The 24,682-nt window shown below is 63.7% G+C and carries 21 protein-coding genes and 2 pseudogenes; 7 read left to right on the top strand and 16 right to left on the bottom strand.

The features are described from left to right. Nucleotides 1–68: 68 nt before the first annotated feature. The 3 genes and pseudogenes from WCJ41_RS14065 to WCJ41_RS14055 form a co-directional block, all read right to left on the bottom strand. Nucleotides 69–1,106, bottom strand: a complete 1,038-nt coding sequence (locus WCJ41_RS14065; RefSeq protein WP_336906463.1) for an LLM class flavin-dependent oxidoreductase — start codon at nt 1,104–1,106, stop codon at nt 69–71. 141 nt (nt 1,107–1,247) lie between these two features. Beyond that, a complete protein-coding gene (locus tag WCJ41_RS14060; RefSeq protein ID WP_336906462.1) occupies nt 1,248–1,652 on the bottom strand; it encodes a carboxymuconolactone decarboxylase family protein in 405 nt (134 codons plus the stop codon). 224 nt (nt 1,653–1,876) lie between these two features. Then, a pseudogene (locus WCJ41_RS14055) lies at nt 1,877–2,209 on the bottom strand (helix-turn-helix domain-containing protein); the annotation flags it as partial. A 342-nt stretch (nt 2,210–2,551) separates the two neighbouring features. On the opposite strand from WCJ41_RS14055, the gene WCJ41_RS14050 reads away from it, so the two are divergent. Continuing rightward, nucleotides 2,552–2,923, top strand: a complete 372-nt coding sequence (locus tag WCJ41_RS14050; RefSeq protein ID WP_336906461.1) for a Rap1a/Tai family immunity protein — start codon at nt 2,552–2,554, stop codon at nt 2,921–2,923. A gap of 52 nt (nt 2,924–2,975) precedes the next feature. Here WCJ41_RS14050 and WCJ41_RS14045 read toward each other — a convergent pair whose 3' ends face one another. From WCJ41_RS14045 to WCJ41_RS14010, 8 genes are all read right to left on the bottom strand, one after another. Then, nucleotides 2,976–3,839, bottom strand: a complete 864-nt coding sequence (locus WCJ41_RS14045) for a PfkB family carbohydrate kinase (protein WP_336906460.1) — start codon at nt 3,837–3,839, stop codon at nt 2,976–2,978. A 115-nt stretch (nt 3,840–3,954) separates the two neighbouring features. Further along, the gene (locus tag WCJ41_RS14040) at nt 3,955–5,244 is read right to left on the bottom strand and encodes an FAD/NAD(P)-binding oxidoreductase (RefSeq protein ID WP_336906459.1); all 1,290 of its coding nucleotides are present in this window, start codon (nt 5,242–5,244) and stop codon (nt 3,955–3,957) included. Between the two features lie 27 nt (nt 5,245–5,271). Beyond that, a complete protein-coding gene (locus WCJ41_RS14035) occupies nt 5,272–8,490 on the bottom strand; it encodes an efflux RND transporter permease subunit (protein WP_336906458.1) in 3,219 nt (1,072 codons plus the stop codon). Continuing rightward, the gene (locus tag WCJ41_RS14030; protein ID WP_336906457.1) at nt 8,487–9,479 is read right to left on the bottom strand and encodes an efflux RND transporter periplasmic adaptor subunit; all 993 of its coding nucleotides are present in this window, start codon (nt 9,477–9,479) and stop codon (nt 8,487–8,489) included. Before WCJ41_RS14030 ends, WCJ41_RS14035 begins: the two co-directional genes overlap by 4 nt. A gap of 92 nt (nt 9,480–9,571) precedes the next feature. After that, nucleotides 9,572–9,775 carry a DUF2892 domain-containing protein gene (locus WCJ41_RS14025; protein WP_336906456.1) on the bottom strand — a complete coding sequence of 68 codons (204 nt, stop codon included), beginning with the start codon at nt 9,773–9,775 and terminating at the stop codon, nt 9,572–9,574. A gap of 128 nt (nt 9,776–9,903) precedes the next feature. Beyond that, a complete protein-coding gene (locus WCJ41_RS14020) occupies nt 9,904–11,085 on the bottom strand; it encodes a glycosyltransferase (protein WP_336906455.1) in 1,182 nt (393 codons plus the stop codon). A gap of 54 nt (nt 11,086–11,139) precedes the next feature. Continuing rightward, nucleotides 11,140–12,195, bottom strand: a complete 1,056-nt coding sequence (locus tag WCJ41_RS14015; RefSeq protein WP_336906454.1) for a glycosyltransferase family 1 protein — start codon at nt 12,193–12,195, stop codon at nt 11,140–11,142. Beyond that, entirely contained in the window at nt 12,152–12,973 is an 822-nt protein-coding gene (locus WCJ41_RS14010) for a UDP-2,3-diacylglucosamine diphosphatase (RefSeq protein WP_336906453.1), read from the bottom strand. Before WCJ41_RS14010 ends, WCJ41_RS14015 begins: the two co-directional genes overlap by 44 nt. 163 nt (nt 12,974–13,136) lie before the next feature. On the opposite strand from WCJ41_RS14010, the gene WCJ41_RS14005 reads away from it, so the two are divergent. The 4 genes and pseudogenes from WCJ41_RS14005 (at nt 13,137) to WCJ41_RS13990 (ending at nt 16,184) form a co-directional block, all read left to right on the top strand. Continuing rightward, nucleotides 13,137–13,571, top strand: coding sequence for a hypothetical protein (locus WCJ41_RS14005; protein ID WP_336906452.1), 435 nt, complete (start codon nt 13,137–13,139; stop codon nt 13,569–13,571). Between the two features lie 170 nt (nt 13,572–13,741). After that, nucleotides 13,742–15,364 carry an ABC-F family ATP-binding cassette domain-containing protein gene (locus tag WCJ41_RS14000; RefSeq protein WP_336906451.1) on the top strand — a complete coding sequence of 541 codons (1,623 nt, stop codon included), beginning with the start codon at nt 13,742–13,744 and terminating at the stop codon, nt 15,362–15,364. Between the two features lie 32 nt (nt 15,365–15,396). After that, nucleotides 15,397–15,663: pseudogene (locus WCJ41_RS13995) on the top strand (ABC transporter ATP-binding protein); the annotation flags it as partial. Between the two features lie 68 nt (nt 15,664–15,731). Beyond that, entirely contained in the window at nt 15,732–16,184 is a 453-nt protein-coding gene (locus WCJ41_RS13990) for an RbsD/FucU domain-containing protein (RefSeq protein ID WP_336906450.1), read from the top strand. Nucleotides 16,185–16,235: 51 nt separating this feature from the next. On the opposite strand, the gene WCJ41_RS13985 is transcribed toward WCJ41_RS13990, so the two are convergent. Beyond that, the gene (locus tag WCJ41_RS13985; protein WP_336906449.1) at nt 16,236–17,090 is read right to left on the bottom strand and encodes a PfkB family carbohydrate kinase; all 855 of its coding nucleotides are present in this window, start codon (nt 17,088–17,090) and stop codon (nt 16,236–16,238) included. Next, the gene (locus WCJ41_RS13980) at nt 17,087–18,085 is read right to left on the bottom strand and encodes a TIM barrel protein (protein WP_336906448.1); all 999 of its coding nucleotides are present in this window, start codon (nt 18,083–18,085) and stop codon (nt 17,087–17,089) included. The genes WCJ41_RS13985 and WCJ41_RS13980 overlap by 4 nt, the downstream gene beginning before the upstream one ends. Nucleotides 18,086–18,164: 79 nt before the next feature. On the opposite strand from WCJ41_RS13980, the gene WCJ41_RS13975 reads away from it, so the two are divergent. Together WCJ41_RS13975 and WCJ41_RS13970 are read left to right on the top strand one after the other, a co-directional pair. Next, the gene (locus tag WCJ41_RS13975) at nt 18,165–19,262 is read left to right on the top strand and encodes a M20/M25/M40 family metallo-hydrolase (protein WP_336906447.1); all 1,098 of its coding nucleotides are present in this window, start codon (nt 18,165–18,167) and stop codon (nt 19,260–19,262) included. Beyond that, nucleotides 19,259–20,740 (top strand): FGGY-family carbohydrate kinase, encoded by a 1,482-nt coding sequence (locus WCJ41_RS13970; RefSeq protein ID WP_336906446.1) that lies wholly within the window; start codon nt 19,259–19,261, stop codon nt 20,738–20,740. Before WCJ41_RS13975 ends, WCJ41_RS13970 begins: the two co-directional genes overlap by 4 nt. Nucleotides 20,741–20,786: 46 nt before the next feature. On the opposite strand, the gene WCJ41_RS13965 is transcribed toward WCJ41_RS13970, so the two are convergent. From WCJ41_RS13965 to WCJ41_RS13955, 3 genes are all read right to left on the bottom strand, one after another. Next, a complete protein-coding gene (locus WCJ41_RS13965) occupies nt 20,787–21,656 on the bottom strand; it encodes a carbohydrate ABC transporter permease (protein ID WP_336906445.1) in 870 nt (289 codons plus the stop codon). After that, a complete protein-coding gene (locus WCJ41_RS13960; protein WP_336906444.1) occupies nt 21,656–22,768 on the bottom strand; it encodes a sugar ABC transporter permease in 1,113 nt (370 codons plus the stop codon). The genes WCJ41_RS13965 and WCJ41_RS13960 overlap by 1 nt, the downstream gene beginning before the upstream one ends. A gap of 72 nt (nt 22,769–22,840) precedes the next feature. Next, nucleotides 22,841–24,487: a twin-arginine translocation signal domain-containing protein gene (locus WCJ41_RS13955; protein ID WP_336906443.1), complete on the bottom strand. Its 1,647-nt coding sequence runs from the start codon at nt 24,485–24,487 to the stop codon at nt 22,841–22,843. Nucleotides 24,488–24,682 lie beyond the last annotated feature (195 nt).

Below are 24,682 nucleotides of genomic sequence, written 5' to 3'. Positions count from 1 at the left end.
GGTGTGGATCAACACCTCGGACGAGCCGCTCGCCAACCCCTTCGTGATGCGCTAGGGGGCAGCATCACTCACGCGAAGGCGGGGATGACTTCCTTGCAGAACAGCTCGAGCGAGCGCTTCTGCTCCTTCATGCCGAGCCCGAGGCTGGCGTAGTAGGTGAACTGGTCCACCCCCAGCGTCTCATAGGGCTTGAGCTTCGCGATCACCTCGTCGGGCGTTCCGAACATCAGGTTGCCCGACAGCATCTGGGGATCATATTCGGTGCGGTTGGCGATGTCGTGCAGGTCCACTTCCTTGGGGAAGCCGTTCTTCACGTCGCCCATGTTCTTGAACAGGTTCTCGAACTGGCCGAGCTGGCGCTGCGCGGCGCGAACCGGCACCATCCAGTCTTCCTTGCGGTCATAAAGTGCGGTGTGGCGCATCATGGCGAAGATCGGACGCATCTTGCCCGGGTTGTTGGCCATCGCCTCATCGAGACGCGACTTGTAGAGTTCGGCCTCGCTCATCGGGCGGGTCAGTGGCCAGGACATGATGTTGAGGCCGTGCTTGACGGCGAAATCATAGGTGATGGGCGCGCGCGCCGCCACCCACAGCGGCGGGTGCGGCTGCTGCAGCGGCTTCGGCACCGAGGTGGAGGTGGGGAACTGCCAGAACTCACCCTTGTGCTCATAATCTCCCTGCCACAGGGCCAGCACGGCGGGCAGCATCTCCTGCATGTATTTCCACCCATCCGTCTGCTTGAGGCCGGGGTACATGCGGTCGAATTCGCGCTGGTAAGCGCCCGATCCGATGCCGAATTCAAGCCGGCCGCCGGTGATGAGATCGGTGAAGGCCGCTTCGCCGGCGAGCTTGATCGGGTGCCAGTAGGGTGCCACTGCAACCGCGGTGCCCAGCCTGATCTTGGAGGTATGCGCTCCCCACCAGGTGAGGATCTGGAAGGGGTCCGGCGCGATGGTCATTTCGAGGGCGTGGTGCTCGGCTGACCAGGCGATGTGGAAGCCGCCGTCCTCGGCCATCTGCACCATCTCCAGCGTGTGCCGGGCGACGTCGCGCATGTCGAGGCTGTCATCCAGGCGTTCGAGGTTGATAGCGAGCTGGAACTTCATGGCAGTTTCTCCGGGCGTACGGTGCTTCTATGAACCTTGTACCGAGTGTCCGCCGCTGTGGAAAGCGAGCTTGTCGGAAATGCGACAATATCGCAGAGAGCCCCCAGCCGTCAGCCTGGTCGTTGCGGATAAACGTGGAGATCAGGGCCTGGCTGGCTCATCGACGGGCAGCAGTCCGCGCTCCGCCAGCACCTTGTGCGCCACGCGGAAGCACTCAAGCGCCTGCGGCACGCCGCAATAGATGCCGACCGCATGAACGATAGCCCTCACCTCAGCCGCCGAAACACCATTGTTGGTGGCCCCGTTGCAGTGGGTCTCCCACTCATGCATCTTTCCAAGTGCGCCCAGCATGGCAAGGTTCATCATCGAGCGTGTCTTGGCGTCGTTTGTCTCGTCGCCCCAACCGAAGCCCCAGCACCAGGCCGTCATCGCCTCCTGGAACGGGCGTGTCAGGCTGTCGGCGGAACTCAGGTTCTTGTCGACATAGTCCCGGCCAAGCGTCTCGCGCCGCTTCTGCAAGCCTCTTTCAAACAGCGTCTCGTCCACCCTTGATCCCTCCAGCCATGTGGTGCCTGCCAGCTTCCCACGAAGAGTAGGAACCTATCGGCGAGAAACATTCGAGGGGAGCGTTCGCTTTGCCCTGGTCATATGCCGGGGCACCGGCGAACGGGGGTGCTGTTGCTTTCCGGTGGCGGCTGATGCGGTCGCTGGCACAAATCTGAAACGAGAAAACCACATCAGCTGCGATCGATTGACAGTTGCGCCGACGTCTAGCTGCTGTCTCGTTCCAAAATGGCCGGATGCTCATGGAGCACCACGTTGAGCAGCGATCTGTGCACCTCGATGTGGCCATTGTAGTCAATCAGGCCAAGCTTGCGAAACTTGTTCATGAAGAAGCTCACACGTGAACGTGTGGTGCCGATCATCTCGGCCAGCGTCTCCTGGCTGATTTTTGCGAGGATCGGTTCTGGCTTTCCTTCCTTGCCGAAATTCGCCAGCAGCAGAAGAAGTCGTGTCAGCCTCTTTTCACTCGAGTTGAAAAGCTGATCCACAAGATCGGCCTCGACGCGGATGGTGCGGCTCAGGAGATGGGCAATGAAGATCGCGACGCAGTAGGTTCATAACGGGTCGTAAGTACGTAATTCAGCAAGAGCGTCGTTTGTGACCGATATATCTATTTTCTTTTTATGGAGATACTTGCACAGATAGTCTGATCGAAGGGGCATATCTGACCGTCCGGCGTTCGATGCAGAAGTGAAGGTGATATGCGCTTTCGCTGGCGGGCACGCCGCCAAGCAGGACGTTCACAAGACCCGCTGACATGACGTCCCTCGTCTTCGCGTTCTCGCCGCTCCAGGTAACATCCAACGCGGAGCAGGTCCTAGCCCGAAACCTCATTGCTGCGGGCAAGTTGCGCGCGGCCCAGAATATCATGGAGAACGCAAATGATGTCCAAGCTATTGGCCTGCCTGCTGGCTGTTTGTGCGGTGGTTTCTATGTCTCCGATCACGACTGCTCGTGCGGGCTACATGTCGGGCTTCGATCTGCTGGAGTCCTGCAAGCCAAGAGTGATCGATGCCGTGTATCGGCTGAAGGTCGCTGAATGTCGCGGTTACGTCATCGGGGTTGCCGACACATTCGACTGCACCAAAGAGGTGCTGGGTTACAGGTGGAACAGCCGGATCTCCCTGTCGCAGGAAGAGCTGGTGAACGCCGTCATCACGTGGCTCAATGCACATCCCCGGCAGTTGCACCACCAGGCAGGCGGCCTGATCGCGGCGGCGTTATCCGAGTCATTCCCCTGCGCCAGTCAGTGATCTGCTTTCTATTGCTGGAATGGACGCGCTGTTCATCAACGCGCTCTTGTAGCTAGGAGGCGCGAGCGGCCGGCAGGTGGCGGGCATCATCCGCAGTAAGATTGCCGAGCCCCGGGCCTTCAACCACGCGCGCGGCGATGGCAGCCGCTGCCCTGGCCGCCTCCGGGGCTGATGCGCCTCGCGCCAATGCAACCGTCAGCGCAATTCCGAACACGTCTCCCGCCCCGGTGGGATCGACTTCCCGCGCAGGCGTTGCAGGAACATCCCAGCGCTCTGCACCATGCCTGATCGTGACGCCACGGCTGCTGCGTGTGAGCGCCACCGTCAGGCCGCTGTGGGCGAGATGTTCGGCCAGAGCTTCGGCATCGGGGTGATCCTCTTCCGAGAACACTGCCGCGCGGAGCCCCTGAGGCGGCGTGGTAATCTCGGGCGCCACCATCGGCCCTGTTACGCCGTTGCTGCCCGGCTTGCGCAGCCAGCCCTGTAGTTCTGCGCAAATGAGCTTCGACCGCAGGCCCTCGATGAGCGCGCGGTCACACTCGCCCGCCACATTGGCCACATAGGCCATGGGAGTGTCCCGCCATGCTTCTGGCACGTCGGAGGCCAGCATGGAGCGCGCCCTGCTAAGCAGGATGACGCGGCGGCGCGGGCCGCTGTAGTCGAGTTCGAAGGTCGTCACGTCCGGTGTAGTGACGGCGTGGATGCTGAGATTGGGCAGGCTGCGCAGCGGTTCCATCAGATCAAAGTCTGCGGGCGCCGCCGTGACCAGCGCCGTCCTGAGGCCGAGGGTGGCCGCAACGCGGGCGGCGAAGGAGGCACTGCCGCCAAGCCGGGTGTCGCCGCGGATGTAGTCGCGGGTCACATGACCGATGATGAGCAGTTCAGGCGGGGCAGTGTCAGGCAGGGCGGATTGCATTCGCCGTTCATAGTTGCCTTTGGCCCCGCCCCGCAAGCCTTGTTGCAGAAGACAGCGCGGCGTGGCGCCGCGCTGCTCGGATACCCTGTCCTGCGGATTCCGCGGCGATACGAAATCAGGGCGTAACTTCCACCGTCTGTTTCAGCTTGGCGATGCCCAGCACGTCGAGCGCCAGCTTTTCATAGAAGGTTTCGCTTGTGCCCTTCCTGATCTTGCGCAGGAAGTATTTCTCGAAGCCGATCTTGGCGCCGTGCACCCATTTGCCGGACGACGACCAGTTCACGTTGCGCGGTGGAATCTGCGGCTGGGCGACGAAGGCAACGCCGGAGTCGCCGAAGTCGGCGAGGCAAACGGCGTTCCACGTGGCCTGTTCCCTCGGCGCTTCACCGCGCAGCAACTTGCCGATGTTATGGGCAGTGGCCGTCACCATGGATTCGATCATGAATCCGGTTTTCGGCACGCCGCAGGCGACAGGCGTGGCACCCGTCGGCGGGATCGCCACGCAGACACCGACCGCGAAGATGTTCGGGTATTTCGGATTGCGCTGGAACTTGTCGATCAGCGTGAAGCCGCGCGGGTTTGACAAGCCTTCGATGCCGCGCATCGCCGGAATGCCCCTGAAGGCGGGCAGCATCATGCAGAAGCCGAAAGGCAGTTCCCTGGTGGCTTTCACCGCGCCGTCATCGCCCACCTCCTCGACCGTCATCATGCCGGGATCGACCTTCTTGACGCGCGCACTCGTCATCCACTTCACGTGCTTCGAGCGCATTTCACTTTCGAGCAGGCCCTTGGTATCGCCCACGCCATCCAGCCCGAGGTGCCCCACATAGGGCTCGGCGGTGACGAAGGTCATCGGCACACGGTCGCGGATCTTGCGGCGGCGCAATTCGGTTTCGAGGATGAACAGAAACTCATAGGCCGGGCCGAAGCAGGACGCGCCCTGCACCGCACCCACAATGATCGGGCCGGGGTTCTTGCAGAAGGCCTCGAAGGCCTCATGCGCTTTCGCGGCGTGCGAGACATGGCAGACGGACTGGGTATTGCCCTCCGGTCCCAGGCCTTCGATTTCATCGAAGGCAAGCTCCGGGCCTGTTGCGTTGACAAGGTAGTCGTAGGTGATGGAGGTACCGTCGGCGAGGTCCAGCGTGTTGGACTCCGGATGGAGCTTGGTTGCCGCGACGGGCTTGAAGGCAATGCCCTTCTTGGCGAACACCGGGGCAAGATCCACCTCGATGTCGTCGGGCTTCCGCCAGCCAACTGCGATCCACGGGTTGGACGGCACGAAATGATACTTCGGGTCCTTGGTGACGACCGTCAGCGTGTCGCCGGGGCGAAGCTGCTCCTTCATTTCATAAGCCATGAGGGTGCCGCCCAATCCGGCGCCGAGAACAACGATATGAGCCATTTCATTCACTCCCACTGAGTTGGATTGCTAGGCAGGCACGTGTCTGTCCTCTTCCGCCGGGCGGTAGCGCAGCGCGATGTAGATGGCGGGGATCACCAGCACGGTGAGCAGCGTCGAGGACGCAAGCCCGAAGAGCAGCGAGATGGCGAGGCCCTGGAAGATCGGGTCGGTGAGGATGACCGCCGCGCCGATCATGGCGGCGAGTGCGGTGAGCAGGATCGGCTTGAAGCGGATGGCACCGGCCTTCAGCATCACCTCGCGCAGGTCCGCACCGGGCTTGCGCTCATGGCGCACGAAGTCAACGAGCAGGATGGAGTTCCTCACGATGATGCCGGCCAGCGCGATGAAGCCGATCATCGAGGTGGCGGTGAAGGCCGCGTGGAACAGCCAGTGGCCGAGCATGATGCCGATCAACGTCAGCGGGATGGGGGTGAGGATCACCAGTGGCAGCTTGAACGAGCCGAACTGGGCAACCACGAGGATGTAGATGCCGAGCAGCGCCACGAGGAAGGCGCCGCCCATGTCACGGAAGGTAACCCAGGTGACCTCCCATTCGCCGTCCCACAGCAGCACGGGCTTGGAGTCGTCGATGGGCTGGCCGTGGAGCGCGATCTCGGGCTTCTCAAGGCCTGTCCAGTCGAGCTTGTCCAGCGCGCGGCCCACTTCGATCATGCCATAAACGGGGGCCTCGAAGGCGCCGGCCAGCTCGCCCGTCACCATCTCGGTGGGCTTGCCGTTGTGGCGGAAGATCGGGAAGGAGGAGAGTTCCCTCTTGACGCTCACCACGTCGCCCAATTCCACCACGCCACGTGCGCCTGGAAGTGCGTTGGCGGGGACGGGAGTGGAAAGGGCGCGCTCGTTGATGACCTTTTCCGACTTCGGCAGGCCCATGGTGATGGGGATCGGCTGGCGGCCGCCGCCACGGTGCGAGTAGCCGACCGTGTTGTCGGCATAGAGGCTCTGCAGCGTGTCGTAGACATCGCCTTCCTCGACCTTCTGGTATTCGAGATTGTCCTGGTCGATGGCGACGCGGATGCGCGGGGTCTGCTGGCCATAGCTGTCATCGACGTCGACGACGAAGGGCACGGCATTGAAGGCCTCCCGCACCTTTGCGGCGGTGGCCCGGCGGGTTTCGGGATCTGGGCCATAGATTTCAGCGAGCAGGGTGGCCAGCACCGGCGGACCCGGCGGCGGTTCGACCACCTTGATGACGGTGCCCTTGGGCAGGGTGAGGGTCTTGAGCTTCTCACGCAGCTCCAGCGCAATGTCATGGCTGCTGCGGTTGCGGTCGGCCTTGGGAGAAAGCGTTACCTGCACGTCGCCCAGCTCGGGCGCGTTGCGGATATAATAGTGGCGCACGAGGCCGTTGAAGTTGAAGGGTGCTGGTTCACCGGCATAGGTCTGGACCGATGTGACCTCGGGGAGCGTCAAGGCCACGTCGGCGGCCTGGGCGAGGATGCGTGCCGTATCTTCGACGGAGGACCCTTCGGGCAGGTCCGCCACCACCTGCAGTTCCGACTTGTTGTCGAAGGGCAGCAGCTTCACCGTCACGTCGCGGGTGTAGAACAGCGACAGCGAGGCGAGCGTCGCCACGCCGACGAGGAGGAGGAAGATCCACGCCCGCGCCCTGGTCTTGATGATGGGCCGGGCCACCGCCACATAGGCGCGGCCGAGGATGCCGCCATCAGCAGCGCCGTGGGCCGCGTGGCCGCCTTCCTTGCCGCCGAACTTCAGCATCAGCCATGGCGTGACCATGACGGCCACGAAGAAGGAGAAGATCATCGCCGCGGAAGCCGTGGCCGGGATGGGGCTCATGTAGGGGCCCATCATGCCGGAGACGAAAAGCATGGGGAGTAGTGCTGCCACCACGGTGAGGGTTGCCACGATGGTCGGGTTGCCAACTTCGGCGACCGCATCCACCGCCGCATCGACGCGTGAGCGGCCGTCCTTCATGGCCCAGTGGCGGGCGATGTTCTCGATCACCACGATGGCGTCGTCGACGAGAATGCCGATCGAGAAGATCAGCGCGAAGAGGCTCACGCGGTTCAGCGTGTAGCCCATGACGCGGGCGGCAAAGAGGGTGAGGAGGATGGTGGTTGGAATGACCACGGCCACCACCAGCGCCTCGCGCCAGCCGATGGCCACGGCCACCAGGATGACGATGGAGATGGTGGCAAGGCCCAGGTGGAACAGAAGCTCGTTGGCCTTCTCGTTTGCCGTCTCGCCATAGTTCCGCGTGATGGTGACGGTGAGGTCTTCCGGGATCAGCGTGCCCTTGAGTTGCTCCAGTCGGCCCGTGATGCGCTCGGCGATGACGACAGCGTTGGTGCCGGGGCGCTTGGCGAGCGCCAGCGAAACGGCGGGCAGCGTTGCCGTTCCGGTTGCCGTCTTCACCACATTGGCGGCGCGTACTTCGCGCGAGTCGGTGGAGAGCAGCACCAAGGCAACGTCGCGCACATAGACCGGGTGGCCGTCGCGCGCCGAGATCAGGATATTGGCGATGTCCGAGGGTGATTGCAGCGTCTGGCCGCCCATGATGGTGATCTGCTTGCCATTGTCGCGCAGTGTACCCGCCTCGAAGGAGCGGTTGGCGGCAGTGATCTTGCCCGCCAGCTGCTGCAGCGTGATGCCGTAGAGCGAGAGCTTCTCGGGGTCCGGCTCGATCCGGATTTCCTCCGGCTGGTTGCCAGTGATGTAGGTGAGGCCGATGTCATCAAGCTTGGCGAGTTCCACCTGCAGCTCGCGGGTGACGCGGCTGACGTCATTCGCGGTCCAGCGCGATGCGGCCTCGGGCTTGGGCGAGAGGGTGAGCACGACGATGGCCACATCGTCGATGCCGCGCCCGACGATCAGCGGCTCGGGGATGCCCTTGGGGATACGGTCCATGTTGGCGCGCAGCTTTTCATGCACGCGCAGGATGGCGGAGTCTGATGGTGTGCCGACGAGGAAGCGGGCGGTGACCATCACGTTGTCGTCACGCGTCTGGGAATAGACGTGCTCGACGCCATCGATGCTCTTGACGATGGTCTCGAGCGGCTCGGTGACGAGCTTCACCGCGTCTTCAGCCTTCAGGCCGTTGGCCTGCACGAAGATATCGACCATCGGCACGGAAATCTGCGGCTCTTCCTCACGTGGCAGCGTCAGCAGGGCCACGAGCCCCACCGCAAGGGCGGCAAGCAGGAACAGCGGTGTCAGGGGCGACTGTATGAAGGTGCGGGTGAGGCGTCCCGCAATGCCGAGGTTCATGGCGTCATCACCGTGTCGCCTTCGCCGAGGCCCGAGAGAACCTCGACCGATGCCGTGCCCTTGTCGTCGAAGCGTTGGCCGAGGATCACCGGAACCTCCACCTTGCCGTTCGCGAGCGTCACGTAGTCGACCCCCGCACGCGTCGAGATGGCGGCAGCAGGTACAGAGACGACGGTCTTCATCGCGACGGGAATCCAGATGCGCGTGCGCTCACCCACGAAGAAGTCACCCAGATCCGCAACCTCGACATCGGCCAGCACGTTGCCATTGGCGATTTCGGGATAGACCTTCACCACCTTGCCGTGGCCGAGTGGCGCATCCTTCGAGAGATCGGTCATGCCCCGGCTGCCGACGATCACGTCATCGCCCAGCTTGATGTGGCCGGCATGGCGCTCGGGCAGCGACAGGCGCAGGAAATAGCCACCGCCGGCGATGCGCGCGATGGTCTCGCCGGGCATGATGACGGAGCCCTTGGTGACGGGAACCGTGAGCACGCGACCGGGTGAGGGGGCGAGCACCTCGCCCTCGCTCTGCTGCTGCACGAGCACGGCGCGGTCTGCTTCCGATGCGATGAGCTGGTTGGTGAGCACGTCGAACTGCGTCTGCAGAAGGTCGACGCGGGTTTTGGCCACCACACCACCGGCGAGCAGCTTTGCCGCACGGTCGAGCTCGACCTTGGCGTTGTCGAGCTGGGCCTGAATGGCCTTGATCCGGGCGTCGACGGCGTTCAGCTGCAGCGCCAGCTTGTCATCGACCACGCGGGCGATGACGTCGCCCGCCTTCACGCCACTGCCTTCCTCGACTGAGAGTGATGTGACGGTGCCGCCGATGCGGGCCCGGGCGGGCACCACGTCGCGGCTTTCCACCTGGCCGAACACCGCCTTGAGGTCGGGCCGCTGGGCGACGGTGACCGGCACTTCCGCCGCCGTGGCCAGCGCTGTGAGGGACACGAACCCCAACAGGGCCGGGAAAACATGGGACCTCAGCATCGGCACTCCTCCGGAACTCTTAATATTAGATATATCTTATATTAGAGGACTCGGAAGTCAAGGGCGGCCAGTTCAGCCCTTTGGCGAAATCCTCAGCGGAAGGCCTCGCCGGCACGGCAGCCGAGCTTCTTGAAGACGATGGCCGCGGGGCAGAAGCCCGTTACCGAGGACTGAAGCATGTTGGCGCCCGCGAAGGCGGTGAGCAGCAGCCACCAGGGTGACACGAAATGGGCCAGCGCCACGGACAGCAAAACCACGCATCCGGCGAAGGCGAGGACGGCTTTGTCGACATTCATTGCAAACCTCACATGTTCGGCTCATGCGGCATCGCGCAACTGAGCCAGATCTACAATATTAGAAGTTTCTAATAAATATGTCAACAGAACTTCTGGACCCGTGAAGTCGTCCGATTCTGACGGATGCCTCAGGCGAAGGGGTTGCGACTGGCGAGCCGTGCCCAGAGCAGTTTGGGGTGAATGCGCGCCAGGCGTGGCCGGGTGGTCGCCGGCCGAACGGTGGTCATGCGGTTGCCATGCCACTCGAAGCTGGAGCCCGCGCAACCATATACGAAGACGACGGGCAACAGCATGTCGCGCAGCAGCAGCGCGCTGAGCGAGCGAGGCCAGCCGGCAACACGCAGCAACAGCAGTTCAGGCGCATACCACAGAGCCAGAAAGGCTGCTGCAGCCAGCGGCGATGCCAACCCAAGCATGTGAAGGCCAGCGAGCAAGGCGACGAAGGGCGGCAGCGCGCCAGCCAGCAATTCGGGCGCGAAGAACTGGGGAAAGCTGGCGCGCCGCAACCTAGCCCAACGCACCTGCCGCTTCCAAACCTGGCTGGCGCTGCGCGGCCCGATCAGCTGCGGAAACGGACCGACTAGCCGGATGCGCCGCCGCTTGGCCTGCATCATCTTTGTTGCGGCAGCATCCTCTGCGGGTTCGGAGGCCAGTTGCGCCAGGCCACCATGGTCGAGGTCGGCGCGGCGGAAGAACAGCGTCTTGCCCTGTGCGAAGCCCCGGCCCAGCGTGTCGACCGAATACTGCATGCGCGCCTGGTAGGAGTTCAGGAAAGCGCATTCCAATTCGGCCCAGAAGCCGTGGGGTGCCAGTCCCACTGGCGGCGCCGTCGCCATGCCGGCCCCCGCCTGCAAGGCGCCTGCGAGCTGATTGAGATAGTCTGGCGGGGTGAAGACGTTGCTGTCGACGAAGACGATATGTTCGAAGCTCGAATGCCGGTAACCCTTGGCCATGTTGTTGAGCTTGGGGTTGGCGCCGAGCGCATCTTCGCCGATCAACAACCGAGCATCGCGCCCGGGGTGCTCCGCCATGACGGCGCGTACCAGCGGCAGGATGGGATCTGCATCACCGGCGACGCAGAACAGGATCTCATAGCGCGGGTAGTCAATTGTGAAGGTCGAGCGCAGCGTCTCTCGCGTGAAATGCTCGAGGCCGCAGAGCGGGCGCACCAGCGTGATGGGCGGGCATTGATCGGGCTTGATCCTGCGCCGGTTCGGTCGGCAGCGGTAGTTGGCGAGGCCATTCGAAGCGATCTGGACTGTCAGTGCCGCGATGGCGAAGATGAGGCAGGCGAATCCGAGAGCAAGCATGAAAGCCCTGCTAAGAGGGATAATTGACGGTCTTGTGACGACGTCGCATTCCCGTCATCGCGGCAGTGCGGAGGCGAGGCGTTGGTTGCCGCCGCGCGGCACGATGGTGCCGCAGGGCACGAGCCACGACTCGAACATGTCGGCGCAGGTCTTCCAGCTGAATTTCTGGGAGCCTTCGGCCACGATGTTGCGATCCAGCTTCAGGGCGCGTTCCACCGACTCTTCCAGCCTGTCGGCAATGATGCCGGTCACGCCATTGTCGACCACGTCGAGCGGGCTTGGTGCATTGTAGGCCGCAACCGGCGTGCCGCAGGCCATGGCTTCGAGCATCACGAGGCCGAAGGTATCGGTGCGACTTGGGAACACCATGACGTCGGCGGCGGCATGGGTGCGGGCATAGTCCTCGCCATGGCGAAAGCCGAGGAAGTGCGCGTCGGGGGCGAGCTTCTGCAGCCTCTCGCGTTCCGGACCGTCGCCCACCAGCACCTTGGTTCCCTTCACCTTGAGCGCGATGAAGTCATCGATGCCCTTCTCGACGGCCAGCCGCCCGGCATAGAGGATGATGGGGCGCGGCAGGTTCAGGTGGTCGCGCGGGTAGGGCTTGAACAGCGTATGATCGACGCCGCGCGTCCAGATCTTCACGTTCTTGAACTTGCGGCGATCGAGTTCGTTGCCGATCGATTTCGTCGGCACCATCACGGCCTGGCTCGGCGCATGGAAGCGGCGCAGCACTTCCCACCCGAGGCTCAGCACACCAGGCAGCGGGATGCGTGCCGCGGCGTATTCGGCAAAGCGGGTGTGGAAACCCGTGGTGAACTTCAACCCCTCGCGCAGGCAGACGCGTCGCGCCGCCCAGCCCAATGGGCCCTCGGTGGCGATATGGATGACGTCGGGCGCGATGGCCGCGATCTCCGCGCGCAACGACGCGACGGTCGTGTGCGTAAGGGTGATCTCGCGGTAGAGCGGCAGGGGCCGCGAGGGGCGGCCTTCGGGGTTGATGGTACGGACGTCGTGCCCCTTGGCCCGAAGCTCGGCGATCAGTGCGTTGAGGGTTCGGACGACGCCATTAACCTGCGGGGACCAGGCGTCGGTCACGATCAGTATGCGCATGTGTCTCTTCCGTGCTCTGAGCGATGCGGGGGTTGTTCCAGTTGAGGATCTCGAAGCGGCCGTCCTTGTGCTCCACAAGTGCCGTGCAGCTCTCGACCCAGTCGCCATCGTTGAGGTAGTGGATGCCGTCGATCATCCGGTCATCGGGCGTGTGAATGTGACCGCAGATGGCGCCCTGGCAACCGCGCGCGCGCGCATCGCGTACCACTGCCTCCTCGAAGTGCGAGATGAACTCGACAGCTTTCTTGACGCGGTTCTTGAGATAGGCGGAGAGCGACCAGTAGGGCAGGCGGAACAAGCGCCTGACGCTGTTCACCACCTTGTTGAGGTCCATCGAGACTTCGTAGGCGGTGTCGCCGAGCTTGGCGAGCCAGGGCGCGAAGCGCACCACGCCGTCGAACTTGTCGCCATGCAGCACCAGGTAGCGCTTGCCGGTAGCTGTAACGTGAACCGCGTCTTCCAGTACCGCAACGCGACCAAAACGAAGGTTCAGGAAATTGCGGAAGTTCTCGTCGTGATTGCCGGGAATGTAGATGAGCTTGGTGCCCTTGCGCGCCTTGCGCAGCAGCTTCTGCATCACGTCATTGTGCGACTGGTCCCAATACCATGCCTTGCGCAGCGCCCAGTTGTCGATGAAATCACCGACAATATAGAGCTGGTCTGACTCGGTCTCGCGCAGGAAGTCGAGGAGGGCTGCTGTCTGCGCCCGTTTCGTGCCAAGGTGAAGGTCCGAGATGAAGATTGCGCGGTAGTGCCGGGGGGACGGGTTTTTCAGCATCGCTCTGACCTGTGGCCTCGTGGGCTCCTTAGGCCTGATTTGTGCAAAGCTTTTGTGACGGCGCTTTCCCGCTAACTGCCAGCGAATTCCGGTTGATTGTGACAATGGCTTTCTCTCTAAATTGGCTGCGGAGGCAGTCAGGCCTCGTCCGCAGAGGTGAGACATGACCGAAGACGAGACGATCGACGGCGTGGAGGCCGTTGCCGCAGAACCTTCGAAGAAGGCCAAGGCGAAGGAAAAGAACAAGGCCAAAGCCAAGACCAAGGTGAAAGCCAAGGCAAAGGAACCGCGCCCGAAGGTGGCGAAGCCCGCCAAGCCTGCCCATGACTTCGACTTCATCGGCAAGGTGGAAAGCCTGCACGTCAAGAGCGGCGCGGGTGTAGAAGGCTTCGCTTTCGGGCTGCGCAGCCGCCATGGCAAGCGCAGGAACTTCCGTTTTGACTCAGGCGATGCCTTCGCCATGAACGCCATGGCGCATCTGGTGCTTGCCGCCCATGCCAGCGACACCAAGATCGGTGTGCGAACAGGCTCGGAAGTGGACGGCGTCCTTGTCGTCCGTGAACTGGAAAGCCGCCCGAAGCTCGGCAAGCACGGCTGACGCGCCGAACCTCCGTCCATTGACCTGATCCTCGCCGGAAGGCGGGGGAAGACCCCGGGGCATTGCGCCCGGGGCTTCCGTTGCGGGAACCTGAACACCATGCCCTTCCGCTGGCGCGCCACATGGCCTAATGGCAGCGCCGAACTCACGACTGCAGGTTTCCAGGGCCCATGATTCGGATCGACAACGTCAGCAAGCAGAACGGCCACCAGCTTCTGTTCATCGAGGCTTCAGCCGCGCTTCACCGGGGCGAGAAGGTGGGGCTCGTCGGCCCCAATGGCGCCGGCAAGACAACGCTGTTCCGCATGATCACCGGGCAGGAAGAGCCGGACGAGGGGCAGGTGTCCGTCGATCGCGGCATCACCATCGGCTATTTCAGCCAGGACGTTGGCGAGATGAGCGGCCGCAGCGCCGTGGCCGAGGTGATGGACGGGGCAGGCCCCGTGAGTTCCGTCGCCGAGGAGCTGAAGGACCTCGAGGCCGCCATGGGCGATCCTGACCGTGGCGACGAGATGGACCAGTTGATCGAGCGCTATGGCGAGGTGCAGGCCCGCTTCGAGGAGCTGGGCGGCTATGCGCTGGAAAGCCGCGCGCGGGAAGTGCTGGCGGGCCTGAGCTTCGCGCAGGAGATGATGGACGGCGACGTGGGCAAGCTGTCGGGCGGCTGGAAGATGCGCGTTGCGCTGGCCCGCATCCTGCTGATGAAGCCCGATGCCATGTTGCTGGACGAGCCTTCGAACCATCTTGATCTCGAGAGCCTCATCTGGCTCGAACAGTTCCTCAAGGGCTATGACGGCATGCTGATGATGACGTCGCATGACCGCGAGTTCATGAACCGCATCGTCTCCAAGATCGTCGAGATCGACGGCGGCGAGCTCAACACCTATTCGGGCGATTACGAGTTTTATGAGCAGCAGCGCGCGCTGAACGAGCGCCAGCAGCAGGCCGCCTTCGAGCGCCAGCAGTCGATGCTGGCCAAGGAGATCAAGTTCATCGAGCGCTTCAAGGCGCGCGCCTCGCATGCAGCACAGGTGCAGAGCCGGGTGAAGAAGCTGGAGAAGATCGACCGCGTGGAGCCGCCGAAGCGCCGCCAGACAGTGCTGTTCGACTTCCCACCGGCACCTCGCTCCGGCGAGGACGTGGTGTCGCTCAAGGGCGTTCACAAGCGCTATGGCAGCCGCAGCATCTACGAGGGCCTCGACTTCCAGGTGCGTCGCCGCGAGCGCTGGTGCGTGATGGGCGTCAATGGCGCGGGCAAGTCGACGCTGCTGAAGCTGGTCACCGGCTCCGCCGAGCCGGATGATGGGCGCATCAGCCTCGGTGCCAGCGTGAAGATGGGTTATTTCGCGCAGCACGCCATGGAATTGATCGATGGCGAACACACCGTGTTCGAAGCGCTCGAACATGCCTTCCCGCAGGCAGGGCAGGGCTCGCTGCGGGCGCTGGCAGGCTGCTTCGGCTTTTCCGGCGACGACGTGGAGAAGAAGTGCCGCGTGCTCTCAGGTGGCGAGAAGGCGCGGCTTGTCATGGCGCGCATGCTCTATGACCCGCCGAACTTTCTGGTGCTGGACGAGCCCACCAATCACCTCGACCTGCTCACCAAGGAAATGCTGATCAAGGCGCTGGCGGATTATGAGGGCACCATGCTGTTCGTCTCGCATGACAGGCACTTCCTCGCCGCGCTTTCCAACCGTGTGCTGGAACTTACGCCCGATGGCATCCACCAGTATGGCGGCGGCTACACGGAATATGTGGCCAACACCGGCCATGAAGCGCCGGGCTTGCACAGCTGAGGGAATTCAATTTCTTCAGGTGAAGACGTAGCGGCCGGGCGCTGGCCACGCGGCCGAAGCTTCTGGTGCTGGACGAGCCGACCGAGGGCATTCAGCCCTCCATCATCAAGGACATCGGCCACGCCATCCGTTACCTGAAGGAGACGAGCGGCATGGCCATCCTGCTGGTCGAGCAGTATCTCGACTTCTGCCGCGAACTGGCTGACCGCGTCTACAGCATGGACCGTGGCGAGATCATGCATGGCGGCGAGGCGGAGGACTTGGACAGGCCGGAAGTGAGGAAGCACCTGATGTTCTGAAGCTGCAGTTGCCATAGGCACCGCGGCTTGCGACAAGGGGTGAAAGCAACCACGCCGGACGCCGCAAGATGCTCAAGAACATTCCCGCCACGCTCAGCCCGGATCTCCTCTGGTGCCTCTCCTCCATGGGCCATGCCGAGCGCCTCGTGCTGGTGGACCGGAACTTCCCCGCCCATGACGTGGCACGCCATACCTCCACCGGCAAGCTCATCGAACTCCCCGGCCTCGACATTCCGCAGGCCACCCGCGCCATCCTCTCGGTAATGCCGCTCGATGATTTCATCCCCGCGCCCGTCTCGCGCATGCAGGTGGTGGGCGATCCGGAGAGGCTCTTGCCGATGCAGGCGGAAGTCCACCAGATCGCGAAGGACGCGGAAGGCCGCGACGTTGGTATGGAGGCGCTGGAGCGTTTCGCCTTCTATGAGGCGGCAAAGAAGGGCTTCTGCGTGGTGCGGACGTCCGAGTTCCGGCCCTACGGCTGCTTCCTCTTCACCATGGGCGTGATCTTCGACGGAAGGTAACGCTCTCCAGCGTCCTCTCCCGCTGAAGAGGCGTGAGAAGACGAAACGGGCCTAGGGGGATTGCGGAGTGGACACGAACTTGCCCGCCGCTTCCGTCGCGAAGTGGCAGGCTGCCCCGATTGCATCTCCCGCCGCAAGCCGCGCGGCGAGCGCGCCGCAGAAGCAGTCGCCCGCGCCATGGCTGGAGATGAGCTTCACCGGCAACGCGGGTATGTCCGAGCGAGACCCATCACGCGTCATCAGCATCAGCCCGTCGCCGCCGCGCGTCAGCACCACGTCGCGGTAGGGTGCATGCAACGCGGCGAGTGCGGCCGCCATGTCGCTGGTGCCTGCCAGCATTTCCGCCTCGACGCGATTGACGACGAGCACGTCGACAAGCCCGAGGAAGTCAGGTGACATCTTCCGCGCCGGCGCAGCATTGAGCACGATGCGCGCACCCTTCGCCTGCGCTGCCTTTGCGGCCGCAAGGCTGACGGCCTCGGGAATTTCATTCTGCAGCAACAGAACCCTGGCGTCCCACAGCGGAGCCCACGCAAGGACAATGGCCCCCGCATCGATGCTGAGATTGGCGCCCGATACGACAACAGCGCCATATTCGCCGGCGTCCTCGCTGATCGCGACGCTCATGCCGCTGCCTTGGCCGGCATCGATGCCCACATGCGTGATGTCGACGCCCGCCGCCACCAGATTGGCGCGCAGCCGCTCGCCGAAATCATCCTGCCCCGTCTGCCCGCCAAAGGCGGTGCGCGCGCCGAAGCGGGCGGCGGCCACTGCCTGGTTTCCACCCTTGCCACCGCATTTGTAGTGCCAGGCGGAGCCAATCAGCGTCTCGTCACGCCCGGGCAGCCGCGGTGCGGCCACCATGATGTCGAGATGCAGGCTGCCGACGACAGCGACGTCGATCATGCCGCACCATAAAGCGCCGTCTGCAGGATGCGCTGGCTTGCCACTGCATCCTGCGCGGCAATTGCCGCATCGAGTGCCGCATTGCCTCGCAAGCGGTCAAGCACGCGGCACATGCCTTCGACGGCGGAGATGTTGGCCGAGCATTCGGCCACGGGGTCGAGCCCCACCGCATCCGGGAAGGTGTCGAAGTAGATGGCATTGTGATAGCCGAGCTTCTCCAGCGTATAGAGCAGCTCCAGCGTCTGGATCACGTGCACGCTGCCCGCCACCAGGCCATCGTCGCGCTTGGCATAGCCATCGTTCAGGTGAACGCCAAGCAGGCGGCTGCGGCGGTGGATGAGGGCCGCCGCATAGGCTGGCATCTCGTCGGCATAGAGCACATGCGCGAAGTCGAGTGTCACACCCATGTTGTTTGCATTGACGTCGGACACCATCAGCAGTGTCGTCGCCACATCTGGCAACAGCGAAAAGGCGCGCGGCTCGTTGGGCTTGTATTCGATGGAAATGTCGATCGCCGGATTATGCGCGGCAATCACTGCAAGTCCCTCCGCCGTCTCGTCCCACAGGCGCAGGTAATCGGCCTGGAAGGAATAGTCGAAGCCATCCTGGCCCAGCCACAGCGTCATCAGGTCGCCGCCGGCTTCGGCCAGCGCGTCGAGCCCCCGCAGCGTGAGCTCGAGCGCCTTGGCGCGCATGGCCTTGTCCGGGTGGGTGAGCGCACCCTTCTTGAATCCGGGGTCGGAATAGTAGCGCATGGCAAAGCCATTGAGGCTGATGCCTAAGCTGTCCAGCTTGGCGCGGATGTCCTTTGCGGTCGTTCCTTCCAGATGGTCGGGGAAGTTGAAGTCCACGGCGGAAAGGCCCGGCACCGTGGCGGCGCGCTCGATCAGGTCCAGCGAGGTGATGCGGTTGCGGCCGGGCCACACCTTGGCGGCGTCGGCCTTGAAGCCATTCAGCCTTGTTGCATAGGCAAAGCGGGTGTCGGCTGTGGTCACGTCATGGCCTCTTGGCTTGCGGCGGGTCTGAGCTTCCGTTACCAATTCGGGGAGAGAATTGAAAGGGAACGCCGCAACCATGCAGGACCGGATCAAGCGCTGGACGCAAGAGCTGATGATGATCCCGGGGCTTTCCGGCTTCGAGGGCAACGTGCGGCGCTATCTCCGGGCAGAGCTCTCGGAACTCGGCCTCAAGTCCCGCACCGACATGCTGGGCAACCTCATCGTCACCATCGAGGGTGACACCAACCTGCCCTCCGTCATGCTCATCGCCCACATGGATCAGCTGGGCCTCATCGTGCGCAAGATCGAGGCCACGGGCCTCATCCGGGCCGAGCGGGTGGGCGGCGTGCCGGAGCGGGCGCTGGCCGCGCAGGAGGTGCTGCTGTCGGTGGGCGGGGGCCTCAGTGTTCCCGGCATCATCGCCAACAAGAGCCATCATGCAACCACGCCGGATGAAAAATACCGCGTCGTGCCCTACCAGGAGCTCTACATCGACTGTGGCTTCTCCAATGCCGCTGAAGCCCTGCAGGCCGGCATCAATGTCGGAACGCCCATCGTCTATGCGCCCAATGTGGTGGAACTCGCCGGCGGCCGCATCGGCGGCACCTCGGTCGATGACCGCGCGGCCTGCGCGGTGATGCTGGAACTGGCACGCGCGTCAAAGGACGTGCTGCCCACCATCCACCTCGTGTTCTCGGTGCTGGAGGAATTCAACCTGCGTGGCGCGGTGACGGCCGCACAGGTGCTGCAGCCCGACATCTGCATCCAGCTGGACCTGGCGCTGGCCACCGACACGCCGGACATGGGCCAGCGCGGCGATGTGCGCCTCGGCGCGGGGCCGGTGATGAGCATGTTCAGCTTCCATGGCCGCGGCACGCTCAATGGCTGCATTCCGCATCCCGCCCTCGTGCAGCTGTTCCAGGGCACGGCGGACGCCGAGGCGATCAACCTCCAGCGCTCCGCCCACATCGGCGCCCTCACAGAAACCTCCTATGTGCAGTTGGTCGGCAAGGGCGTGGCCTGCATCGATATGGGCTTCCCCGCCCGCTACACCCATTCGGCGCTGGAAGTCTGCGATCTCGCCGACCTCGAAGGCCTGACGAGGCTGCTGGTCGGCGCGCTGAAGCGCATCGACCGGGCGTTCACGCTCGACAGGGACCAGTTCTTCGAATGAAGCACTATCTGGGCGTCGATATCGGCACCTTCGAGACCAAGGGCGTGATCGTCTCCGCCACGGGCGAGATCGTGGCGCAGGCCGCACGCACCCACAAGATGCAGGTGGCGCAGCCCGGCTGGGCCGAGCATGACGCCGAGCAGGTTTGGTGGGGCGACTTTGTTCACGTCACGCGCAAGATGCTGGCCGACAGCGGCATCGCGCCATCCTCCATCGCCGGCATCGGCGCCAGCGGCATCGGCCCCTGCATGCTGCCGGTGGACGAAGCGGGCAACCCGCTGATGAATGCCGTGCTCTATGGCGTCGACACGCGCGCAGCACGGGAGATCGACGACCTCACGCGTGACATCGGCGCGGATGTGATCCTCGAACGCTGCGGCAATGCGCTCACCTCGCAGGCGGTGGGCCCGAAGATCCTGTGGCTCAAGCGCAACCGCCCGGAGATCTTCGCCCGCACCCACAAGATCCTCAACTCGAGCTCCTTCCTCGTCCACCGCCTCAGCGGGCGTTACACCATCGACCATTATTCGGCCGGCAACTTCAGCCCCTTCTATTTGGCGGACGCCCAAGCCTGGAGCGATGAACTCGCCCCCGGCATCATCCCGATGGACATGCTGCCGGAACTGATGTGGACGACCGACATCGCAGGCCAAGTCACCGCCAAGGCCGCTGCCGAGACGGGGCTTGCCGAGGGCACGCCCGTCATCGCCGGCACTATCGACGCGGCGGCTGAGGCCGTCAGCGTCGGCGTGCTGAAGTCGGGTGACCTGATGCTGATGTATGGCTCCACCATCTTCATCATCCTCATCACGCCCGAGCGCGTACGCGACGCCCGCCTGTGGTATGCGCCGTGGCTGTTCCCCGGCCAGCACGGGTCGATGGCGGGGCTCTCCACCAGCGGCACGCTCACCCACTGGTTCCGTGAAAACTTCGCGAAGGAACTGCCACCCGAGACGGCGGTCATCGCGCTGACGAAGGAAGCAGAAGCCTCGCCACCCGGCGCCAAGGGCCTCGTGCTGCTGCCCTATTTCTCGGGCGAGCGCACGCCGATCCATGACACGAAGGCCAAGGGCATCCTCTTCGGCCTCGACCTCACCCACACGCGGGCTGACATGTTCCGTGCCGTGCTCGAAGGCATCGCGCATGGCACGCGCCATGTGTTCGAGACCTATTCGCAAGCCGGCCAGGCGCCCCGCGCGGTTTATGCCGTGGGCGGCGGCACCAGGAACCGGGTGTGGTCGGAGGCGACATCCGACATCAGCGGCATGACGCAGGTGCTGCGGCAGAAGACCATCGGCGCCTCCTATGGCGATGCCTTCCTCGCCGCACTGGCGCTGGGCGACGTGACGCCTGCCGACATCGACCTCTGGAACCCGGTTGCCTCGTCGATCATGCCGAAGCCTGAAATGAAGGCGATGTATGATCGCCAGCATGCGGTGTTCCGCGGGCTCTATCCGGCGACGAAGGGGTTTCTGTGACTTTCGTCCTCTCCCGCCGAAGGAGCGGGAGAAGACGAGGGCGCCCCTACTTCACCGAGCCCGTCGTCAGGCCCTTCACGATGTAGCGCTCGAGGAAGATGCCGATGATGATCAGCGGCAGGATGGCGGCTGACGATAGCGCCGCCATTGACCACCATGAGATTCCTTGCGAGCCGGTCTGGCTTGCCACCATCACGGGCAGCGTCTTGGCGTAGCTGGAGGTGAGGAGTGCCGCGAAGAAATACTCGTTCCAGCACAGGATGACGGAAAGGATGAAGGCCGCCACCATGCCCGGCAGCGCGATGGGCAGGATGATGCGGAAGAAGGCACCCCACACCGAGCAGCCGTCGACGAGTGCCGCCTGTTCCAGCTCCTGCGGAATGGTGTCGAACTGGTCCTTCATGATCCAGATGACGATAGGCAGCACCGACAGGGTGTAGATGAGGATGAGGCCGATCATCGAGTCGAGCAGGGCGAGTTCCTTGTAGAGCACAAGGAACGGCATCGCGAGAACCACCGGCGGCAGGATCAGCTGCGACAGGAAGAAGAACGAGATGTCGCGGTTCTTCCAGATCTTCCAGTGATAGGAGAAGCGGCTGAGGCCATAGGCCGCCATCGAGCCGAGGATGAGTGCCAGGATGGAGGCGCCGATCGAGGCCTGGATCGAGTTCCAGAAGCGCTTGATGAATTCGGCGCGCGGTGTCGACTCGGTGAAGATCGTGTCGGGCGACAGGCCGATGGCGCGCAGGCCCAGCCAGCTCGGCGTGAAATCCACCCAGGGGATGATGTGGCCCAGCTGCACGTCCTTCGCCACCTTGAAGCTGGTCGAGAAGGTCCAGAAGATCGGGAACAGCGCGATGATCGTCCAGATGATCAGCGCGGCATAGATCAGGATGCGGTTCAGCGCGCGCGGCATCAGGCGTGCCTCTGCATGAAGCGGTTGGTGGCCCAGAGCAGCAGCGCGATGAAGATGATGATGAGGATCAGGTAGATCTCGGCGATCATCGTGCCATAGCCCACGTTGGAGCGGTCCTTGTATTCGCGGAAGATGAAGCTCGAGATCGTGTCGGTGGCACCACCGGGGCCGCCCGACGTGGTGTTGATCACGATGTCGGCGAGCTTCAGCTGGAAGATGACGCGCAGCACGATGGTGGTCATCGAGACGGGCAGCATCAGCGGGAAGGTGATCTGCCAGAAGCCCTGCCAGCCGGTGGCGCCGTCAACCTTGGCGGCCTCCTGCACCTCCTTGGAGAGGGCCTGCAGCCCGGCGAGGATCATGATCATCATGAAGGGGATCCACACCCAGGCATCCATCAGCGCGATCGTCGTCTTGGCCAGCCACGGCGTGGTGAGCAGCGAAGGGTTCTCCCAGCCGAACCAGCGCAGCAGGTTGGTGACGGGGCCGAAGCGGTATTCCAGCATCGACTTGCCGATCATCCAGCTCACCGCCACCGGCGACAGCATGAAGGGCAGCAGGAAGGATACGCGGAAGAACTTCTGCGCCTTGATGTCGGCGTTCAGCAGCAGGGCCAGGCCGAAGGCGATGGCATACTGCACCACAACGGTGGCCACATAGAACACCATGTTGCCGAGCGCGTTCCAGAAATAGGGGTCCGCCCACAGCTGGCGGAGATTGGCGAGACCATTGAACTGGCGGCCGTTGGCCGACTGCAGGTTCCAGTCGCTGAAGGCGATGAACAGGCCGAAGACGGTTGGGAAAATCACCAGCGCCACGGTGAACAGCACCGCCGGCAAAACGAAGATGGCGCGCCAGCCCGCCTCGCCGTCACGCAGCACCAGGCCCCAGCACAGGGCCACGCTCCACAGCACATAGGCGACCAGCACCGGCTGCCAGTTGGAGAAGCCGAAGGAAATGTAGCCCAACGCATAGAGAGACTGCACCACGATGACGAGGCCGAGCAGAATGGTCGAGGCGCGGATCAGCAGGCTGCCGAGGCGATGCCGCTCGGGCGAGACGCCGGGGGTGACGGCCACGTGACCGGAGACTGCTGGGGAGGCTGACGTCATGCTGCGGAAACCGCACCCTTCGAGAAACAAAAAAGGGCCGGCAGCGTGTCGCTGCCGGCCCGGCGTGCTGGCTTACGCGCCCAGAGAAGCCTTGTAGAGCTTGATCTGGTTGTCGCGGCCGAGCTGGTCGGTGATCTTCTCCCAGGCGGCGGCGATGTTGTCGGCGCCGGCCTGTGCCGTCATCTGGCCGGCATAGATCTTCGACAGTTCGTCCTCGGCGACCGAGTAGTACTGGAAGATGCCGGGGATGCGCGGCTCGATCGCGGCATTCGGGTGGTTGTAGGAATTGGCCTGGCTGTCGAGGAAGCTCTTGATGAACTTCTCGTCATAGCCCGCACCAACCCACTCCTGGATGTTGAAGTGGCTCTGGCGATAGGGCTGGAAGCCTGACGGATAGGCGGCCATCCACAGCGAGATGTCCTTGCCGCCGAGGTGGGCAGCAAGCGACCAGGCCGCCTTCTGCTTCTTCGGGTCGGCGTCGACGCGGGCCATCACGTAGATGCCCCAGCCGATGTAGGCCATGTTCGGCGCGTTGTTCTGGCCGGAGGCGAGAGTGTCCCACTTGCCGGCCGCGTGGTTGTAGACGTCCGGCGAGCCGGGAAGAATGTCGAAGCCCGTGACATCGCCGATGACGGAGGTGTCGTTGGTCTTGACGTTCGAGCCGATGTCACCCCACCACGAGAGCATGGAGCCCGTGCCGGCGAGGAACTGCTGGAAGCCCGTGGTGCCCGGGTCGGCGTTGAGCTGGTCGGCGGGTTCCGACGGCAGGCAATCCAGAACGTCCTGGATGGCGCGCACCCAGCCCGGATTGTTGACCATCGGCTTCATCGTGTCCGGCTCGAACAGGAAGGCGCGGCTGTCGGGGTGCTTCACGTAAGCCGTGGCGCGCGATCCCAGGAAGTAGAAGCCAAAGCCGCCCCAGCCCTTGCACGGGTCGAGGTAGCCATAGGCGTCCTGGCCGTTGATCTTCTTGCCCTTGAGGAACTTGGTCGCGGCGTTGACCTGCTGCCAGGTCTTCGGCACGCCCCATTCGCCTTCGCCGCCGGACTTCTTCCATTCCTCGGCAAGGGCTGCATCCGAGAACACGTCGGTGCGGAAGTTGAAGTTGTGGCAGTCGCCGTCGCACGAGACGCGATAGGTCTTGCCGTCCCAGGTACCGACCGGCGCCTTGAGGTAACCGACATAGTCATCCATGTCGATCTGCTTCTTGACCCAGTCCGGCATCTCGGAGGCAAGGCCCTTGCCGCAGACGTCGCCCTCGAAGGGAGCGCCCATTTCGATCACGTCGAAGTCCACCGTGCCGGTGGCGATCGACTGCTGCAGGCGGGCGTTGTAGTCGGCCTGCGCGAGGTCGATCCAGTTGATGGTCGCACCCGTGTAGTCAGCCCAGGCCTTGGACAGGCCGCGGAACAGCACGTTGTGGACGTTCTGGTTGTTGAGGCCCATGAACGACAGCTCAACGCCCTTGAATTCGCCTTCCTGCACGCCGGCCTTCGTCGGTCCGAGGCACATCTCGCCAACCTTCTGCCAGTCGGCATCCGTCGGCTGGCCCTTGCCAACACCCGGAATCTGCAGGATCGCGGCGCGGATGTCATCCTGCGCGAAAGCGGTGGAAACGTTCATCGCCGGGCCGCCGACGGCAGCCATGGCGGCCACACCGGCAGCGCCCTTCAGCACGCTGCGGCGGCTCATCATCATGTTGTAGAGTTCGAGCTTCATGTTCCTGGGTCCTCCCGTAGAGCGTCCGTTGCGTGTTGTTGCGGTATCTGTGCCTGACGCCTCGCTTTTCCGCAGGCTGGCAGGGTCGTTGTTGAACGCTCCGCCGACTATGCAACACCGTCGCGCAATGTCAACGAAGGGCAGCGGCAAAACACCAATGCCATCACGAACTTGTCGTGCATCGCAATATGTGCG

The organism is Aestuariivirga sp., assembly GCF_037139295.1.
Taxonomy (GTDB): domain Bacteria; phylum Pseudomonadota; class Alphaproteobacteria; order Rhizobiales; family Aestuariivirgaceae; genus Aestuariivirga.
This window is presented reverse-complemented; position numbering and strand designations above follow the sequence as displayed.

Bases quoted from the DNA above. Each gene is read 5' to 3' on its own strand.
- WCJ41_RS14065 (WP_336906463.1), bottom strand. From the start codon at position 1,106: ATGAAGTTCCAGCTCGCTATCAACCTCGAACGCCTGGATGACAGCCTC.
- WCJ41_RS14050 (WP_336906461.1), top strand. From the start codon at position 2,552: ATGATGTCCAAGCTATTGGCCTGCCTGCTGGCTGTTTGTGCGGTGGTT.
- WCJ41_RS14045 (WP_336906460.1), bottom strand. From the start codon at position 3,839: ATGCAATCCGCCCTGCCTGACACTGCCCCGCCTGAACTGCTCATCATC.
- WCJ41_RS14040 (WP_336906459.1), bottom strand. From the start codon at position 5,244: ATGGCTCATATCGTTGTTCTCGGCGCCGGATTGGGCGGCACCCTCATG.
- WCJ41_RS14035 (WP_336906458.1), bottom strand. From the start codon at position 8,490: ATGAACCTCGGCATTGCGGGACGCCTCACCCGCACCTTCATACAGTCG.
- WCJ41_RS14030 (WP_336906457.1), bottom strand. From the start codon at position 9,479: ATGCTGAGGTCCCATGTTTTCCCGGCCCTGTTGGGGTTCGTGTCCCTC.
- WCJ41_RS14025 (WP_336906456.1), bottom strand. From the start codon at position 9,775: ATGAATGTCGACAAAGCCGTCCTCGCCTTCGCCGGATGCGTGGTTTTG.
- WCJ41_RS14020 (WP_336906455.1), bottom strand. From the start codon at position 11,085: ATGCTTGCTCTCGGATTCGCCTGCCTCATCTTCGCCATCGCGGCACTG.
- WCJ41_RS14015 (WP_336906454.1), bottom strand. From the start codon at position 12,195: ATGCGCATACTGATCGTGACCGACGCCTGGTCCCCGCAGGTTAATGGC.
- WCJ41_RS14010 (WP_336906453.1), bottom strand. From the start codon at position 12,973: ATGCTGAAAAACCCGTCCCCCCGGCACTACCGCGCAATCTTCATCTCG.
- WCJ41_RS14005 (WP_336906452.1), top strand. From the start codon at position 13,137: ATGACCGAAGACGAGACGATCGACGGCGTGGAGGCCGTTGCCGCAGAA.
- WCJ41_RS14000 (WP_336906451.1), top strand. From the start codon at position 13,742: ATGATTCGGATCGACAACGTCAGCAAGCAGAACGGCCACCAGCTTCTG.
- WCJ41_RS13990 (WP_336906450.1), top strand. From the start codon at position 15,732: ATGCTCAAGAACATTCCCGCCACGCTCAGCCCGGATCTCCTCTGGTGC.
- WCJ41_RS13985 (WP_336906449.1), bottom strand. From the start codon at position 17,090: ATGATCGACGTCGCTGTCGTCGGCAGCCTGCATCTCGACATCATGGTG.
- WCJ41_RS13975 (WP_336906447.1), top strand. From the start codon at position 18,165: ATGCAGGACCGGATCAAGCGCTGGACGCAAGAGCTGATGATGATCCCG.
- WCJ41_RS13970 (WP_336906446.1), top strand. From the start codon at position 19,259: ATGAAGCACTATCTGGGCGTCGATATCGGCACCTTCGAGACCAAGGGC.
- WCJ41_RS13965 (WP_336906445.1), bottom strand. From the start codon at position 21,656: ATGCCGCGCGCGCTGAACCGCATCCTGATCTATGCCGCGCTGATCATC.
- WCJ41_RS13960 (WP_336906444.1), bottom strand. From the start codon at position 22,768: ATGACGTCAGCCTCCCCAGCAGTCTCCGGTCACGTGGCCGTCACCCCC.
- WCJ41_RS13955 (WP_336906443.1), bottom strand. From the start codon at position 24,487: ATGAAGCTCGAACTCTACAACATGATGATGAGCCGCCGCAGCGTGCTG.